Consider the following 17,971-nt stretch of genomic DNA (forward strand, 5'->3'; position numbering starts at 1 on the left):
TTCGGTATAGAAATCAAGTTTAATTTCATTTTGATAATTTATACTATTCATAATAAAATAACGTTGGTTTGAGTGTTGATTGACTGTTTGTTTTTACACAGCACTTATTGCTCAACACTTTAACCAACTACACTTTTCCTTAACATGCACTAGCCAAAATAAGTTGAACTATGCGTATTTTAATTTCATCACTGCTACTCGTTTGTCTTTCTGCATGTAGCCAATCCCAGAAAGAAACAGAAACAGAAGTAAGCTATTTAACTGTACTTCATACTAACGATAATCATGGTCGATTTTGGCACAATAAACATGGTGAATATGGCATGGCAGCACGTAAAACATTGATTGATCAAATACGTGTCGAAGCAAAAGCAAAAGGCCATTCATTATTATTACTTTCTGGTGGAGATATAAATACAGGCGTACCAGAGTCTGATTTACAGTTCGCAGAGCCTGACTTTAAAGGCATGTCTGAAATAGGTTATGACGCCATGGCTATTGGCAACCACGAATTTGATAACTCACTTGAAGTACTTGATAGACAACAATCGTGGGCAAACTTCCCTTTTTTATCCGCTAACATTTTTGACAAATTAACCAACACGCCTCGTTATCAGCCATATACAATAATAAAGAAAAATAACTTAACTATAGCCGTTATCGGTTTCACAACAACCGATACCGCAAAAATTGCTAATCCAAAATATGTGGGTGGCTTAGTATTTAAAAAGCCAGAAGCTATTGCTGCCTCTTTATTGTTAGAAGTACAACAAAAATATCAACCTGATATAACGATTGCGGTAACGCATATGGGACATTATGCAGATGCTAAGCATGGCGTAAACGCCGCTGGTGATATTACGCTTGCTCGTTCGCTACCTAAAGGAGCATTAGATATTGTTGTAGGAGGACATAGTCAGGAGCCTGTTTGTATGGCAGCAGAAAACAAGGTAGATGAAACGTTTTCACCAGGTAAAAAATGCCGTCCAGATCATCAAAATGGTACTTGGATCATGCAAGCACATGAATGGGGAAAATATGTCGGTAAAGCTGAGTTTAAACTAGAAGATGGCCAACTCACTTTACTTAACTATGCCTTGTTACCGGTTAATTTATATAAACAAGACAGTGACGGTGCACGTTTGAAGCAGCTTGCTAATGAATATATTGAACCCAACCAAGCGTTAAAAGCATTGTTATTACCTTATCAACAACGAGGTGAAAAACAAATTTTAGGTAAAGTAGGTTATGTCAACGGCAAGCTTGAAGGCGATCGAAGCAAGGTGCGTATGCAACAAGTCAACCTTGCTAGTTTAATTATTAGCGCACAAATGAGTGTGGTAGAGGCTGATTTTGGTATTATTAGTGGCGGAGGAATTCGCGATAGTATTCAAGCAGGTGATATTAGCTATAAAGATATTTTAAAAGTGCACCCATTTAATAATCGTATTAGTTACATTGACTTGAGTGGTCAGCAAATAGTAGATTATTTTTCTGTTGTAGCTAAATTCCCACCAGATTCTGGCGCCTATTTACAATATAAAAATATCAACTTTGATTGGAAAAATGGCCAAATATTTAATGTTAAGATCAAAGGTAACCCTATTCAGTTAAATAAAACCTATCGCATGAGTATTAATGGCTACAATGCCTCTGGAGGAGATGGATATCCAACGCTGACGGATTTTCCAGCTTATGTCGCTAGCGACAAAACAGACTCTGAAGCACTTAAAAGCTATATTGAAAGACATACACCACTTAACATAGCCGATTATACCATTGATAACGAAGTGACAAACACGCATTAGTTGCGATGTATTAAGTAGGGTCAGGTACACTTTATTGATTATTCACCTAGCAATAAAAATTTCAATAACTGCAATGAGCGCTAACCTCCTGCCTCACAAGTTAATGTAATAACTTGGGCTGACAATGTTTTCAACACTATCACTTCTTCAAATAATTTGAATGACTCAGCGCCGACAATTACTTGTAAAGTCTTAAATATTTAAAGGGCAAACTTAAATGTAATTAGCTAGTTACGCTAGATTCAATTGGGTTGTCTTGATGATAGATATTGCCCAAATTACATCAATGTTTTGTGAAACGGCCTAAAATCGGGTAAATTATCTCTCTTAATTAGCAACACATGCGTAAAATAAATTCATAAAAAATATTGATTCCAAGATTGAGCAAAGCGAGCTAAATTATTTAAAAGAATAAACAGTTTATACCAAGATAAATAATTAAACTGGTATTATGTTCAGCTGAGTTTATCTACTCAAATGAAGTTATTACACCGCTCCATTTTGTCTTTATAAGGTTAAATCATGAAGTATGTTCGATTAGGTAGTAGTTCATTAGACGTATCACGTATTTGCTTAGGCAGTATGACCTGGGGTTTACAAAATAATCAACAAGATGCAAACGCTCAAATCGATTATGCCCTTACCCAAGGTATTAATTTTATTGATACCGCAGAAATGTACGCTGTACCGCCTACTGAAGATACCTACGGTAAAACAGAAGCTATAATTGGTAACTGGTTTGCTGCTGATCCTGCACGTAGAGAGAAAGTTATTTTAGCGTCTAAAATTGCGGGTCCTGGTTTTTCCTATATTCGTGATGGGAGTAAAATATCAGGGGCAAATGTTATTAAAGCTGTTGATGCATCACTCAAGCGTTTGCAAACTGATTATATAGATCTTTATCAGTTACATTGGCCGAATCGTCAATCGCCACACTTTGGTAACCATTGGCCAAATGATGTTATTCACACCAATGTTAATGTTGAACAACAAACAGCAGAGATGTTAGACATTTTACAAGGCTTAGCTACTTGCGTTAAAGCGGGTAAAATTCGTTATTGTGGGCTTTCTGATGATACCCCTTGGGGCATAAACCAATATCTAAAATTAAGCGCAGAGCATAACTTACCGCGTATGGTGTCGATTCAAAATGAATTTAGTTTATTACACACGAAAGACTCGCCTTACTTGATCGAAAACTGTGTGCATGAAGACATAGCTTTCTTACCTTGGTCGCCACTTGCAACCGGCGCACTTACCGGCAAGTACTTAAATGGTCAACGCCCAGAAGGTAGTCGTTGGACCTTAACTCAACGTCATGGACTTTATCGTGATACAGCGAATGCGGAAGCTGCAATTAGCGCGTATATCGAAATAGCTAAAAAACATAATGTTTCGCCGGCACATTTAGCATTAGCCTGGTGTGATCAAGTTAACGGTGTATCTTCAACCATTATTGGTGCCACTAATATGCAACAGCTAAAAGAAAATATAGCAGCATTTAAGCAACCTCTACCAATAGAAGCAATTGACGAGATTAAACAGGTATTACAACAGTTTCCAATGCCCTTCTAGATAAAGGTATACAGTAAAGTTTTAACATAAATAGTTGCTTCGATTTTTCAAAAGCAGCTATATTTACTTTGCATTTCTTTAACCGATAACAAGGCTATTTCCTTTAATACTTCAAGATCAATATCCGCTAGTTTATTTATATATAAACAAGACTTACCCACTTTATGCTTACCAAGTACTTTTAATTGGGCTTGGTAATGCGTAAATCCTGGCATAATATAAATAACAATATTTTGTGCACGAGGAGAAAAAGCTATAACGACACTATCACCCTCACGTCCACTTTCATATTTATAATGATATTGCCCAAAGCCGATTATACTGCCTTGTAAAATGGGCTTATAACCTGATACATCGGCTAATAAACCTAACAATTGTCGACTATCATCTTGCTTAGTTTTATTCGTAATATTGGCAAGAAATAACGCTATTTCATCCATAAGATCACCTCAGTGGTTCATTAACAAAAGTATAAACTAAAATTATGTTGTAGGGTGATAGATCGAAAAAGGCTGTATTTTAAATAAAATACAGCCTTTAAATATTGTGCTTCAGTTTATATGTAATATTTTACATCGTCACTGATTAACCATTCCCGATTACAAGAAAGACAATAACTCTTCATCTAACTGCATTAAGGTTTTAGGGTCTGCCATCATAGTTACAGCTAAAGACTTAGTTCGTGGTAATAAACGTTCAAAGTAAAACTCTGCCGTTTTAATTTTTGCACGGTAAAAATCTCTGTTTTCAACATCTGTAGCTAGTTTTTCGTAGGCAGCTTGTGCCATTTGAGCCCAAAAATAAGCCATAACGATATAGCCAGAATACATTAAAAAGTCGACAGAAGCTGAACCAATAACATCGCGATCTTTTTTCGCTTTAAGGCCTAAACGAATAGTATATTGTTGCCATTTCGCAACCGTAGTACTTAACGGCCAAATAAACTTGTTCATTTGACGTTTATGCGGGTTATTCGAGATCATACTTTGGTCTTTACAAAAAATAAGTACTTCTTTAGCAAAAGCATTTAAAGACTTACCACGTGTCATTAGTACTTTACGCCCCAATAAATCAAGTGCTTGAATACCGGTAGTACCTTCATAAAGCGTTGAAATACGAGTATCACGAACGATTTGCTCCATACCCCATTCTTTAATAAAACCGTGACCACCAAAAATTTGTAAACCGTGGTTAGCACTTTCTTGGCCAAGCTCCGTTAAAAATGCTTTTAAAATAGGGGTAATAAAGCCTAAACGATCATCCGCTTTTTTACGCTCTTCTTCAGATTTCGCGTTTTCTATTTCATCGACCAATTTAGCCGTGTAATAGATCATTGCACGTCCGCCTTCACTAATAGCCTTTTGGGTCATTAGCATTTTACGAACGTCTGGGTGAACAATAATTGAATCAGCTATTTTGTCAGGTTGTTTAGTACCTGATAAAGAACGCATAGACATACGCTCTTTCGCGTAAATTAATGAGTTTTGATACGCTAATTCTGCTGCACAAACACCTTGCAGTGCTGTACCAACACGCGCTGTGTTCATAAAGGTAAACATACATTCTAAACCTTTATTTTCAGGGCCAATAAGTACACCTTTAGCATTATCAAAGTTCAGTACTGCTGTTGCAGAACCTTTAATACCCATTTTGTGCTCAATTGAGCCACAAGATACATGGTTGAATTCGCCAATATTACCTTGTTCATCTGTTTGCATTTTAGGTACGATAAATAGAGAAATACCTTTAGTACCCTTTGGCGCACCAGGCAATCTAGCAAGTACAATATGAATAATGTTGTCGGTTAAATCATGCTCACCGGCTGAGATAAATATTTTCGTACCTGTAAGGTTGTAAGTACCGTCACCATTAGGCTCTGCTTTAGTTTTCACCTGGCCTAAATCAGTACCACATTGTGGCTCAGTTAAACACATAGTACCCGTCCACGAACCTTCAATTAAACGCGTAAGGTATAATTCTTTTTGTTCAGCTGTACCATGAGTATGAATTGTATTCATTGCGCCGTGGCTTAATCCAGGGTACATAGCCCAAGACCAGTTAGCAGTTCCCATCATTTCTGACATAACCATGCCAAGAGATGCAGGTAAACCTTGACCACCATGCTCAACAGCATGAGGTAAACTAGGCCAACCACCTTCAACAAACTTTTGATAAGCTTCTTTAAAACCTTTTGGTGTTGTTACTTCACCATCGTTAAAGGTACAGCCTTCTTCATCACCACTTTGGTTAAGTGGCAATAATTCATTTTCACTAAATTTTGCACACTCTTCCATAATGGCATCAACCAAATCGGGTGTTGCTTCTTCAAATTCTGGATGCTTTTGGTAATGCTCATAATAATTAAATACATCTTCGAACAAAAATTTGATATCTGCAATTGGCGCTTTATAACTTAGCATGGCTAACTCCTAACACTTGTAATAATAATTTTTTGCATTTCTGCATAACTGTATCGAGTATACACAGATCCACCCACTGGTCCAACCACTATTTTTATTTTTACTTAAACAACGTGCAAAAATAAATTATAAACAATTAAAATCAGCTAGTTAGATATAGTTAGCTGTGTGATATTGATAGATATTTTTATAATAAAACGATATATAAAGCGTTTAAATTAGCAATATAGTTTAGAAAAATTTTGCTTATTAAGAAAAAATTGCGGTTTTATCAATATATATAGGAATTAAATAAGCAGTGAATAGTCTATTAACAGCTGTACAGAATAGAATGAATGTGAAGCTAGTATTAAGGATTTAAAGTGTTGACCAGACCTGCTTTAATCCGATTAAGTGCACAAGGCCAATAATAAGACAGATACTTGAGCTCCAAATCCAGAATTCTGGTGTGCGCCCTAGCGGATTATTCATAAAAAAATATCCTGCCACACCGCGGAATATATAAATAGCAGTAATCAACATCAATATAACGCGAATAAAGGGTAATTTAATTATCGAACCTGCGGCTGAAAAAGCATATAACGACCAAGTCATCAAGACGAACGTAATGCTTAAGGTTATTAAAGTCGGTTTAATACTACCTTGCTCCGCCATTAATGCCATGTGTTCGCCAGCACCAAAAAGCCGATACCAACTAGCGCCGAAATATATACAACCTAAATGAAGAGCAGCAGCGATTAAGCTCATAGTGCCTGCAAGAATAAGCATTACATTCATCTGTTTATACCTTTTAGTCCGTTACTTAAAATGATATTTACTCATATGAAATACAGCCTTTATTGATTTTACGCAACAGCTAACTATCAGCGAAAGTTACTCTTCAATAAGCCAATCAAGATAACATTGCATAAATAGTTGCCAAAAATGTTGGCAACCTGATACTTCAATCAGTTGTTGCTTTAATTGTTGCAATATAATTTCATCGGTTACAGTAGAATCGTCAGGGAAAAACTGCGCTTGTGTTTGCTGACCATGGTCAAATAAAAGCTGAATACACGCTACATAAGCCTCTAAACTTTTGGCCACTTGCTCTACTTCCCAGCCATTCTCCGCTAAAAAACCTGTGTAAACAGGCAATAAGTCTTCGCGCGTATCAACAAAGTATGGGTCGCCTAATTCAGTATCTCGAGCAATAACTTGCCAAGCAGTTTGCCAACATCCAGCTTCTTTGCTAGCTAAATTATCTTCAGTTGTTGCTTGCCCTAATTCACTTACACCAAAACCCAGTTGCGCCTCAATCAATTCATCAACAGTGGTTACATTATTAAAACCCTGTGGTCCAAAAAACACTTCATGGTTTGTTAAAGTAGTTAATTTACTGATCAGTTCTTTATCTGTCATATTTACCTAATAATTTAAAAATAATTGATACATTGTGTTTGTTTTTTCGGGTTGTTTGAATAAATATTATTGCAACGCTTAATTTGCCAATTAGCATTATAAGTTGTGAAAGATTTAAATCAAAGACTGTCTAATAGAAAACGGCTAAATAATCCAAATTTTCAGAGCAGTGAGAGCCGCCAAATAATCTAATAACATTCTGTAAAAAAAAGGAAAAATGGTGGTTTGCCCTCACCTGAATATTCTAGTATATTGCTTTCAGGTCCTTCTTGGGCAGTTATATTCAAATACCAATATTGGCATTTGATCGGATTTCTAAAATATAAGGATATACCTTGAGAAAATTAGCTTTACTCCTACCCTTCTTATCCCTCAATTGTTTTGCCGAAGATGGCATGCGAGATAACAATTATTCTGTTGGCCTTGGTATAGGAGCTATGTACGCCGGTTTAGGCACAAATTTTTCATTAGTGTCTAAAAACGATTTAAAATATATTTCTGCTGGTTGTGTGGAGTATAACTCTAGCACTAAAGGTACTTGCGGTTTTGGTCTAGGCTGGATTAAAACCGACTTGTTTGACACTAACTCTAACAAGCATGGTTTTGGCCTTTATGTAAGCTTAACAGGTTCAGAGTCATACGTTAGCTACACATCGTCTTCAACCCGTGATGAATCTTTTAGACACGACAGTGATATATATGGCGCAGGTGTTAGTTATACCTATTTTATGAACGGTATAGATGAACCAGGTACCACTTTCGGCCTTTCTATTCATGCAACTAATGCCGATTTCGAAGATAGCTATGGCGGCTTTTTTCAAGTAGGTTATCAGTTTTAACCTTTAGCAAACACTCAAAGAGAAATTGTGAAACTTGTCAGTTTCTCTTTATTATACTAAGTAAAGTTATTAATATTTACTCAAAACTAGATATAAACATTAAGGAATTTCCATGCACCCAAATCGAAATGCAATTGCACTTGGTGGTTTAGCTTTTTTATTCGTTTTATTTGTTTTGATTATTACTATTGCTTTGTGGGCATGGCCAAAATACAAAGTTTATAGTATGGAAATGCAGGGGAAAGCGTCTTTAAAAGAAGCGCAATGGAGCAAACAAATTTTAATTGAAGAAGCTAAAGCGCGTGAGCAAGCAGCACTTATGCAAGCCAAAGCAAGAGTTACTTTAGCGCAAGCAGAAGGTGAAGCCAAACTCGTTCGCGCTAAAGCAGAGGGAAAAGCTGATATTGAGCTTGCTAAAGCAGCTGCAGAGGCAAACAGAATAATCGGCGAATCATTAAAAAATAACGAGGCTTACCTTCGTTATATTTGGATTAAGGGTCTTCAAGAAGGTAATGGTGAACGTATTTATATTCCTACCGAAGCAGGTATGCCTATTTTAGAAGCTGGCAAGGCTAAAGATTGATAAATAAGCAATACACACTCTGTAAATTTAAATTATCTCGACTTTATAATCTATGAATTTAAATAACCCTAAAAACTTAGGTATATTATTAGGGGTTCTTTATGGAATTTCTATTCGTTTAGTTTTAGACCTCGAAATATATGAAAAACTAGGCGATTTGGTTTCCATTTCCTTTATGTTTCTAGTGCCTTTTGTTATTGGCTTTATTCGAATTTATTTTGAAGTAAAAATAAAACCGAATATATCAGTCAGAAAAATGATAACAGTATCGTGGCAACCTATTTTTATATTCTTGCTAACCACTTTCGTTACACTTCTTGAAGGCAGTATTTGCATATTAATGGCTTTACCTGCATTTATGTTTTTTGCCAGTTTAGGTGGAATTACGGCGGGTTGTTTATCGCGAACTCTCAGAACTAAAAGCACAATTACTTGTATTGCTGTTTTTCCGTTGTTGATGGGGCCAATCGAATTAAACTTTCTAGAGCTATCTAAAACATATACGGTTGAAAATCAGATAGAAATAAATGCTACGCCTGAAATCATTTGGTCACAATTAGGGAATGTACAACAAATACAAAAACATGAAATACCGACATCGTTAACTACATTAATAGGCGTGCCTTCACCTATTTCAGCAGAAATGAATGGGTTAGCTGTGGGAAGTGTTAGAACAAGTCGTTGGGAAAAAGGTGTAGTGTTTAAAGAAGTAATAACACAATGGTCTAAAGGAAAAGTAATGGCTTATGATTTTGATATTGACCCTGAGCTGATTCCAGATAATTCTTTAGATAAGCATGTAAAATTAGGTGGTGAGTATTTTTCTCCTCTTTCAGGTAAATACGAAATTGAACCGTTACAGCAAAGTGGAAAAAGTATATTAAAGCTTTCAACAACCTTAAGAGATGATACAAATTTTGGCGTATATTCTCGATTCTGGGGTGAGTTAATATTCAGTGATTTTCATAATAGTTTGTTAAGTTTAATCAAGCAGCGCTCAGAAAGTCCATAGCTAATATTTTAATTCAACCCAATAAAAGTACTTTATTTCTTTAAGCTATATTTTAACCAAAGTTTATAATACACAGCATTGCAGGTTTGGTTATCATCCATTTTGCCATCTCTATCACAATCTGAGCCTGTTAAGCCTTTTACAACTTCTGGTCCAAATTCTGCTACATCACTTTGTTCAGTTGGCACTATAATAGTCACTTTTGGAGAGTGATCTATAAATTCAGCTACATTTTTATATGATGTAAATTCTGCTTCGCTTATTAGCTGAGTAATATCATTCGATGCCAAGGTATTATTCATCGTTAATAGTAATATTAACAACGCTAGGCTTGTTGAAAATAGCATTTTATTTTTCATTTTCGTTTTATTCATTTTTGCCGTTTCTAGCACTTATTGAGCAGATAATATTAATATGAAATTTAAAAATATCATAAATACTTTACCTAAACTATGTTAACTAAACTCTTTCAGCCAAAGGGCGAGTTTCGGAAAATGATCATTTACCGCCTGCGGGTGAGTTAAAATATTTATATGATCATAATTTACCTTATCGCCTGCTTTTTTTGACAGTACCGTGAATTTTGCATTGTGGTTATTACATTCATCAATAAAAAGTTTTACATCTTGTTGATGGCCTAAAGCATAATCGCATACACCGGTTAAATGCCATGTTGGTGGCCAAGTAACATTTTGTGCCGCAGTGTGGTAGTTAAAACCATCAACGAGATCATGCCATTTATTACCGGGAATAACCCAAGCAATACTTTCTTTTAGCGATTGTTTTGTTTCACTGTCCGAGCCAAAACGATATTTTTTCGCATCAAAATAACCGTTTTTCTTTGCAACTATTGGCGCGATATATCGCCACATAAAAGCCATTTTAAAATACGCTTCAAAAGTATTTGCAGTAACTACGCGTTTAGAGGCAAAGCAAGTTTTACTGTGCACTTTGTCAAGCCACTGAGGATAACGCGCTAAAAAACTACTCATTAATACACCGCCCCAAGAATGAGCAATTAAATGTATTTTTTGAGGATTAAGCTGCTGAATTTTTTCTAAAAATAATGGAATATCGCGCGTAATGGCTTCGAATTGGCCAAAAGCCGAATTAGCACTAATAGCGGGTTTACTTTTACCACGGCCCCGTAAATCTGCAACATAAACATCAAAGCCTTGTTCCGCTAGATAACAGGCTAAACCTTTACCTTTTTCAGTGTAAAAAATGAAACCGTTTTCTATTAAACCATGCAACATAAAGATTGGTACACCACCTTCGCGTTGCCATATATGCCGTAAGTGAAGTTGCTCATCACCTTCGGTAATAAAAATTGATTCTTGCTGCATTACAACTTACTCGATATGTTATTGAATTACGTGTTATCTGGTTAGAATGTATATACTGCGACAATACTAAACCTAGCTATGTCGTTATAATACAACCACTAACCCCATGGTCAGACCAGAAAGGTAGGTTACTCATTTTTCAACTTAAGAACAAGTAAGATAAAGCAATTACTTGCTCGAACACCCTCCTTAACACACTAAATATGAGAACAAGATCTTTTGTATATTTTCAACGTGTTGGAGTAAAACGACGAACTATTTAATGATTAGAAAATTCAAGCCAAAAAGTTTAGCCTATCATCTTATTGCTGAAGTTTTACTGCTTATTTGCCTTTGCTACAATTTCGATTTAACCAATTTTGTAATTGAAGTTTTTTAGATAAGCGCTTCAGCTATTTACTTAATAAAGTATTAAGCAAAACCAACACTAACCGTGAGTATTTAATAAGCAAATTGATTACAGCTAATACCTATACTGTCTCAGTTATTATAACTGATGCGATAGAAGTTTTAGTTGATAAACCCTTCAGTTATTGTTTGATTTTACACCAGTTAAGTATTTATCCTCCAAATTACGTTTTTTCACTTGCGTTAGCCTTTTTTATACGTATCATGCCGCCCTTATTTTAAGTTTATATCGCTGGAAACCTGTCAAATGAGAAAATTACTTACCTCGCCTAACGCCATGCCCTTGAGTACAACTGAACAAATAATTTACCAAAATGCATTGACGTTTGTCGCAGATCTCAGTCTTAATTTAATGGCTGTGAAAGTAGATAGTCATCCAGATAATTTTCTTGATTGGTGTCGAGAATTACACCGCATTTGTTTACATGATATAAACCGTGATTTACTTGAAACTAGTCAAGAAAAGCCTTTAAAGAAATTGCAAGAAGTCCTGTCAAATGGTGTTAGTGCATGCCAATTAAAAATGGCCCGTGTGATCCCTTGGCCGTTATTCGCTAGCTTTATTCAAGAGCATAGCGGATTACAAGCATTACCTGAAAGACTGAAGTTAATTAACTATGTAGCAAAACTACCCTCTACAAAGTTGTCTGAAATGATAGAAGAAGACAGATTAGCTTTTGCGGGTAAACATACAGCGCAGCACGATATTAGTGTTTACGACTTTGACGTAGAATGGTTTGCAGGCACACGCGGCGCAAAAACTTTTCACCAGTTATTAGCATCTCACCCTGAAAAATTCGATACCGCGCTTGATTGTATTCCGCTTGAAGGCGAAGTTTCATCAGTACATTATCAAAACTTTGTTGAGGCCTATAAAGCTATTTTCGCTACCCATGCTAGCGATGTAAAAGCACCATTGAGCGCGGCAACAAGATTACTTGCCATGCGACGCCCTGATCAATTTATTGCATTAACGAGTGCTAAATTAGACATTCTTTCGCAAGGATTAGGTTTAGTTAAACTGAACAATCAAAGTTTCGACGATTACTGGTATGAAATGATCGCCAGCATTAGAAGCACGCAATGGTGGCGCAGTGAAATGCCATCAGATGAAGAAGTAATCCGCCTTTGGAAAAACCGTGCTATTTTGATTGATTTATTTTTATTTGCCGATAAAACACTAGCAGAAAATTCAAACTTTATACGTATGCGTGACAAGCCTAAAAAGATTAAAATTGGTGTGGCTAAAGCGGTTAAACGCAGTAAAGAATCAGCAGAAGCTATAGTAGATAAAGCGTTTGAAGCTGATGATATTCCAGACTTCATTATTAACATGCGCAGTACTATCGTGAATAGTGTTAAAGATGGCAAAACGGTTGATCAAGCCATTACCTTAATGCGTAATATTTTTGGCTAATTGATTTATTAACATTAGCCAAGCTCAAATTAAAAAGCCCAATTTTATTGGGCTTTTTAATCGCTGAAATTAACCAGCTATAAATAACACTGCATATCTAACGGTAATTAATTAGATTGATATAGAGTCCACTTTAACCCAAGGCCAAATGAGTAGTTAAAGTCTTTTTTGAATAACGGACTTTCCTCATTACTTGCACCTTGATAAAAACCTACTTTGCTGCTAAAAAATATAGAAATATTTTCACGAATTTCAAACCTATTAACCAGTGTTACTTCACTACCCAAATAGCCACCTTTAGCATTATAGTTTGGCCTTTCTAGAGTGCTATACACCTCATCAACTTGATAAAAGTACTGATGCATTTTCTTTGTGGCAAACGAAGATGAGAAAGTGAGTTTAAAAGAGTCATTATCACCAAAAAGCTGCTTGCCTTGATATGACAGTTCAGGCTGGAATATGTAGCCTCGATCATCAATACTTGAAAAGTCAGTCGAAAAAGCCTGCCGAAGTTGAAATGTTAACCAAGTTTCACTTTGCTTAGTATTAGTTAACATAACACTGACTTCGGGGCCTATTTCAAAAATAAAGTCTAAATCAGGCATACCCTCTCTAACTTTCGCGTCATCCGAATTTGCAGCAAAAGCTGCTCCGAGTGACAAATCTACTTTAAAGCGAGGTTTATCAACCGCCATTGCTTTAATAACCCCACCCTCACCCACTCTTAATCGTTCGCCTCTATATATAACAAAAGGCACAGGGAGGAACTTACTTTGATTTTCAGCCGCAGCTGGGTAAAGAGGTGTATTAAAGGCCGCGACAAAAGCACCGACTTCCCATTTTGGTTTGGCTGCATTTGTATCTAACTCTGGTAACTCGCTCATGGCTTGAATAGTAAACGACAAAGTTAAATTTACAGCCGTGGTTACAGTCAAAATAATGAGTTTTAAATATCCGCTTATGTTTTGCATCCGCCTCTACTTATTATTAATTTATGTGTTTAGCGATTGAGCTTAAGTTGATAAGTATCTTAGCAAAGCTATGAGTAAAGCTATGAGTAAAGCCATGAACAAAGTTATGATTAAAAAGCTTTATCCTTTGCTAGAACTTACCTTTTTTACGTTAATTAGCCTATATGTTATCGAGTAACGGTTCAATGAGTTTAATACTGTATTCGCTATGATTTAGATCAATCCATAAATCAATAATTTAAAGCATACTACTAGTTAATCAGTTAACTTACTGTTGATAACCAAGTATTGAAAGCATAACGCTTTCATCTGGAATAACGTGATGAAATTATTAATAACGCACGGATGAATAAATCACTATGAATGCACGTAAAATAGTAAAGTAGCGAGTTAATAGTCCAAGATATAAAATATTTAACCCTTAGCGCACCCGCTTGATATTTACTGAATTTTTAGTAAATTTTATGTTAAATTAAATTTCACAGTTGAAAATACAGAGAGGCCTATGCCATTAAGAAAACAGCAACCATCTAGTGTCGACTGGTCTAAATATCTAAAATCTGGCAACAGAATGTTTATTGGCTCTAATGCCGCAGTACCCAATGCATTAATTGCAGATATTATTGCCAACAGCCAAGGTTTGCATGATATAGAAGTTGTGCATATTTTAACACTTTCAAACGATGTTTGGTCAGAGCCAAAGCATAGCGACTTATTTAAAGTAAATGCTTTTTTTATTGGCGGTGAAAAAGTCCGCAACGCCATTAAAGAAGGAAGGGCTGACTATACACCTACTTTCTTATCTGAAATTCCAAAGCTATTTAATGAAAACATTTTGCCTTTAGATGTTGCATTAATCATGGTTAGCCCACCTGACGAATATGGTTACTGTTCCTTAGGTGTAAGTGTCGATATTATTCAAGCAGCAATCAACAAAGCAAAATATGTTATCGCTCAAATAAACCCACATATGCCTCGCACTAATGGCCATAGTTTTGTGCATGTAAATCAAATTCATGCTCATATGACTGTTAAGCAATATTTACCTGAAACACCCTTACCTGAGGTTGATAGAGTAACCGAACAAGTAGGTCAATATGTAGCTATGCTGGTTGAAAATGGCGCTACTATACAAATTGGTATCGGCAATATTCCATCGGCTGTATTACGTTATTTAGCCAACCATAAAGATTTAGGCGTACATAGCGAGTTAATTTCTGATGGTATTATCGACCTCATGCTTTCAGGGGTTATTAACAACCGCAAAAAAACCTTTCATAAAGGTAAAACCGTTGTCAGTTTTTGTGTCGGTACACGCCGATTATATAAGTTTGTTGATAGTAATCCACATGTGGCGTTTTATCCTAGTGAGCACGTTAACTCACCGGTAAATATCGCTCGTAATGACAATATGGTTTCTATTAATAGCGCTATTGAAGTTGATTTAACCGGCCAAGTAGTTTCAGACTCAATTGGTTATCATTTTTACAGCGGTATTGGCGGACAAGTCGACTTTATTCGTGGCGCTTCTTTAAGTAAAGGCGGTAAACCTATCATTGCGTTACCTTCAACAACCAAAGACGGCAGAATATCGCGCATAGTAGCGCATATTACCGAAGGTGGCGGCGTGGTAACCTCCAGAGGACATGTTTCGTATGTGGTTACTGAATATGGTATTGCGTCATTGCAAGGTAAAAGCATTCGTGAGAGAGCCCTAGAGTTAATTCGTATTGCCCATCCTAAGTTTCGCGACCAATTACTCAAAGATGTTCGCAAACACTATTGGGTACCTGAATATCAAGAAAATACTCCTACCTCAGTACCTGAACTTGGTGACGTTGAAATAAAGCGTTTTACCTTTGCTGATTCAGAATATTTTCTTCGTGCTCTATCTCCTGCAGATGAACGTAAGTTACAAGAGTTTTTTTACTCGCATAATCAAGAAACTTTAATGATGCGTTACAACCATCACACAACACAAATGACGCGCGAAAAGTCTTGTGATTTAGTCAGCGTTAATCAGCATGTTGATTTAGCCTTGTGCTTAACTGAGCGAGACAACAAAGGTGAATCTATTCAAGGTGTTGGCCGCTATTACTATCTTGAAGCAAATAACAGTGCCGAAGTTGCATTTGTTATTAAGGAAAGTAAACGTGGTAAAGGAATGGCTAAAGCACTGCTTACTGAAATAATTACCATTGCAAGAATTCGTGGTGTTGAGCAATTAATAGCAAGCGTTAGGCGAGACAATGCCCCCATGTTAAAAGTGTTTGAAAAAGCAGGTTTCGTCAGAAAACCTTCTGATGGCTACGACGAGGTGAGTTTAACTTACACGCTATAGCTAAACACATATTGCTTAAGTACAGCTCAAGTTTGAATCATTAAGTTAACTATAAAAAACTTAGTAATGAAAAGATAAAGGAATGTAGATTATGACAGTTGGCGTTATTAGTCATCACCAATGTTTAACTCACGACATGGGAGATTATCACCCTGAAGCACCTGCGCGCATGGCTGCGATTCAAGATCAACTTATTCGTAGTGGTTTGGAATATGTTATTAAGCAATTTGATGCAAAACCTATAGATAAAGAACTGCTCTATTTAGCTCATGACAAAAACTATATCGCGTCAATCTTTGAAAATGCCCCCAATGAAGGCACATATAACGTTGACGACGATACTGTAATGAACCCCAACACTCTCAATGCTGCTCTTCTTTCTGCAGGTGCAGCTAAAGACGCGGTAGATTTGGTCATGTCAAAAGAAATAACCTCAGCTTTTTGTGCTACTAGGCCGCCTGGTCATCATGCTGAGTATGACAAAGGGATGGGCTTTTGTTTTTTTAATAATGTTGCTATTGCTGCAGCTTACGCAAAAGAAAAATATAAACTTAAACGAGTCGCTATTGTGGATTTTGACGTGCATCATGGCAACGGTACTGAGAATATTATTAAAGGCAAAAAAGGCTATTTATTTTGTTCTACTTATCAATATCCTTTTTACCCGTTTGAAGTACAAGAAAGCACCAAACCACCCATTATTAATACCCCACTTGCAGCTACCACTAAAAGCACCGACTTTAGACAGGCAATTTTGGATCATTGGCTGCCAGCATTACAAAAATTTAAACCACAAATTATTTTCATTTCCGCTGGTTTTGACGCTCATGTTGAAGATGAAATGTCTCAAGTTTCTTTAGTCGATGAAGATTATCGTTGGGTGACAGATCAAATTAAAGACATTGCCGATAAATACGCCAATGGTCGTATTGTATCTGTGCTAGAAGGTGGCTATTCGCTCAGCGCATTAGGTAGAAGTGCTGTAGCACACATTAACGGATTAATTGGCTATTAGTGAACATTGCTCAAAGATTCACAACGCGATAATAAATAATGGTAAGTTATACTAATTGATTTAATGAATCGATCAATTTTAAACGAGGATAAATTTTCAGTAGCAAGGCGCTTGATTGATTCTTACATGGATGTAAGTCATTAGAGCAATGCAGGAGCATATTGTCGAGTAATAGCAGGCTATTGGGATTGAAAGCAACGTAGATACTGGTTATTTAAGCCGCTTTAGAATGATCGATTGCTTATATCAATTGGTATTAAGCGCTAATACGAACATACCTAAAGCTTATGCTTCAGGTATGTTACAGCGAATACTAAGTTAATTATTTGAAGATAATTTCTCTTAAGCGATATTCACCGGTTAAGGTTCTAACATTTGGGTAAGTTTTTGTTACTTCTCTGGTATTTTCTTGATTAGCTTTACCCCAGCTCTTCATAAAAGTATTGTATTTTTCTTGGTTTGGTTCTAAATCACTACTGTTTTCAAAAATAACCATTAGCACCAAATTAAATTCACCACTTTGTGGTAATTCGCTGCCATATATTTTCCAATCTTTGATGTAGCCCAACTTCTTTTGCAAACGAACTGCTTTCACCCAGCTTTCCCGAAGTCCTTCTAAGTAGATATCTTCCATATTGGGGTCAACACGAACAGTGGTCATTGAAGTAATTTCACTACCAATATCATAATCTTTATAGATCTCAAGCTCTGCCTGAGAAAAAAAAGCAAAGAGTATGCAACACAATCCAAAAACTTTGGTGATATGTTTCATTTTATACTCTCCATTATTTGTCGGAAAATCGACAAGAAAAGTATAGTGAATTAACGCTAGATT

16 protein-coding genes are annotated in these 17,971 nt (G+C 36.2%); 8 read left to right on the top strand and 8 right to left on the bottom strand.

From position 1 onward, the window contains the following. The first annotated feature begins 170 nt into the window (after positions 1–170). Together ushA and AC27H3_RS10200 are read left to right on the top strand one after the other, a co-directional pair. Positions 171–1,808 (top strand): bifunctional UDP-sugar hydrolase/5'-nucleotidase UshA, encoded by a 1,638-nt coding sequence (gene ushA / locus AC27H3_RS10195; RefSeq protein WP_487105922.1) that lies wholly within the window; start codon positions 171–173, stop codon positions 1,806–1,808. A gap of 522 nt (positions 1,809–2,330) precedes the next feature. Then, on the top strand, positions 2,331–3,383 hold the full coding sequence (locus tag AC27H3_RS10200; protein WP_487105924.1) for an aldo/keto reductase: 1,053 nt from the start codon (positions 2,331–2,333) through the stop codon (positions 3,381–3,383). 47 nt (positions 3,384–3,430) lie between these two features. On the opposite strand, the gene AC27H3_RS10205 is transcribed toward AC27H3_RS10200, so the two are convergent. From AC27H3_RS10205 to AC27H3_RS10220, 4 genes are all read right to left on the bottom strand, one after another. After that, on the bottom strand, positions 3,431–3,823 hold the full coding sequence (locus AC27H3_RS10205; RefSeq protein WP_487105926.1) for a DUF1801 domain-containing protein: 393 nt from the start codon (positions 3,821–3,823) through the stop codon (positions 3,431–3,433). Positions 3,824–3,982: 159 nt separating this feature from the next. Beyond that, entirely contained in the window at positions 3,983–5,803 is a 1,821-nt protein-coding gene (locus tag AC27H3_RS10210) for an acyl-CoA dehydrogenase C-terminal domain-containing protein (protein ID WP_487105928.1), read from the bottom strand. A 357-nt stretch (positions 5,804–6,160) separates the two neighbouring features. Beyond that, complete coding sequence (locus AC27H3_RS10215) at positions 6,161–6,580, bottom strand: hypothetical protein (protein WP_487105930.1); 420 nt, start codon at positions 6,578–6,580, stop codon at positions 6,161–6,163. A 96-nt stretch (positions 6,581–6,676) separates the two neighbouring features. Further along, positions 6,677–7,204, bottom strand: a complete 528-nt coding sequence (locus AC27H3_RS10220; RefSeq protein ID WP_487105932.1) for a hypothetical protein — start codon at positions 7,202–7,204, stop codon at positions 6,677–6,679. A gap of 335 nt (positions 7,205–7,539) precedes the next feature. Between AC27H3_RS10220 and AC27H3_RS10225 the strand changes: the two genes are divergently transcribed. The 3 genes from AC27H3_RS10225 to AC27H3_RS10235 all read left to right on the top strand — a co-directional run bounded on the left by AC27H3_RS10225 (position 7,540) and on the right by AC27H3_RS10235 (position 9,638). Then, entirely contained in the window at positions 7,540–8,043 is a 504-nt protein-coding gene (locus AC27H3_RS10225; protein WP_487105933.1) for a hypothetical protein, read from the top strand. Between the two features lie 112 nt (positions 8,044–8,155). Further along, a complete protein-coding gene (locus AC27H3_RS10230) occupies positions 8,156–8,626 on the top strand; it encodes an SPFH domain-containing protein (RefSeq protein ID WP_487105935.1) in 471 nt (156 codons plus the stop codon). A gap of 52 nt (positions 8,627–8,678) precedes the next feature. Continuing rightward, positions 8,679–9,638: an SRPBCC family protein gene (locus tag AC27H3_RS10235; RefSeq protein ID WP_487105937.1), complete on the top strand. Its 960-nt coding sequence runs from the start codon at positions 8,679–8,681 to the stop codon at positions 9,636–9,638. Between the two features lie 32 nt (positions 9,639–9,670). On the opposite strand, the gene AC27H3_RS10240 is transcribed toward AC27H3_RS10235, so the two are convergent. Both AC27H3_RS10240 and AC27H3_RS10245 read right to left on the bottom strand, forming a co-directional pair. Beyond that, positions 9,671–10,012: a hypothetical protein gene (locus tag AC27H3_RS10240; protein WP_487105938.1), complete on the bottom strand. Its 342-nt coding sequence runs from the start codon at positions 10,010–10,012 to the stop codon at positions 9,671–9,673. 81 nt (positions 10,013–10,093) lie between these two features. Then, the gene (locus AC27H3_RS10245) at positions 10,094–10,984 is read right to left on the bottom strand and encodes an alpha/beta fold hydrolase (protein ID WP_487105940.1); all 891 of its coding nucleotides are present in this window, start codon (positions 10,982–10,984) and stop codon (positions 10,094–10,096) included. A 655-nt stretch (positions 10,985–11,639) separates the two neighbouring features. Between AC27H3_RS10245 and AC27H3_RS10250 the strand changes: the two genes are divergently transcribed. Further along, positions 11,640–12,809: a hypothetical protein gene (locus AC27H3_RS10250; protein WP_487105942.1), complete on the top strand. Its 1,170-nt coding sequence runs from the start codon at positions 11,640–11,642 to the stop codon at positions 12,807–12,809. 107 nt (positions 12,810–12,916) lie between these two features. On the opposite strand, the gene AC27H3_RS10255 is transcribed toward AC27H3_RS10250, so the two are convergent. Continuing rightward, positions 12,917–13,780: a MipA/OmpV family protein gene (locus AC27H3_RS10255; RefSeq protein WP_487105944.1), complete on the bottom strand. Its 864-nt coding sequence runs from the start codon at positions 13,778–13,780 to the stop codon at positions 12,917–12,919. Between the two features lie 505 nt (positions 13,781–14,285). On the opposite strand from AC27H3_RS10255, the gene AC27H3_RS10260 reads away from it, so the two are divergent. Both AC27H3_RS10260 and AC27H3_RS10265 read left to right on the top strand, forming a co-directional pair. Continuing rightward, on the top strand, positions 14,286–16,121 hold the full coding sequence (locus tag AC27H3_RS10260; RefSeq protein ID WP_487105946.1) for a GNAT family N-acetyltransferase: 1,836 nt from the start codon (positions 14,286–14,288) through the stop codon (positions 16,119–16,121). Positions 16,122–16,212: 91 nt separating this feature from the next. Next, complete coding sequence (locus AC27H3_RS10265) at positions 16,213–17,136, top strand: histone deacetylase family protein (RefSeq protein ID WP_487105948.1); 924 nt, start codon at positions 16,213–16,215, stop codon at positions 17,134–17,136. A 322-nt stretch (positions 17,137–17,458) separates the two neighbouring features. Here AC27H3_RS10265 and AC27H3_RS10270 read toward each other — a convergent pair whose 3' ends face one another. Beyond that, complete coding sequence (locus tag AC27H3_RS10270) at positions 17,459–17,908, bottom strand: hypothetical protein (RefSeq protein WP_085304957.1); 450 nt, start codon at positions 17,906–17,908, stop codon at positions 17,459–17,461. Between the last annotated feature and the right edge of the window lie 63 nt (positions 17,909–17,971).

This window comes from Colwellia sp. NW0002-52-1, assembly GCF_057550865.1.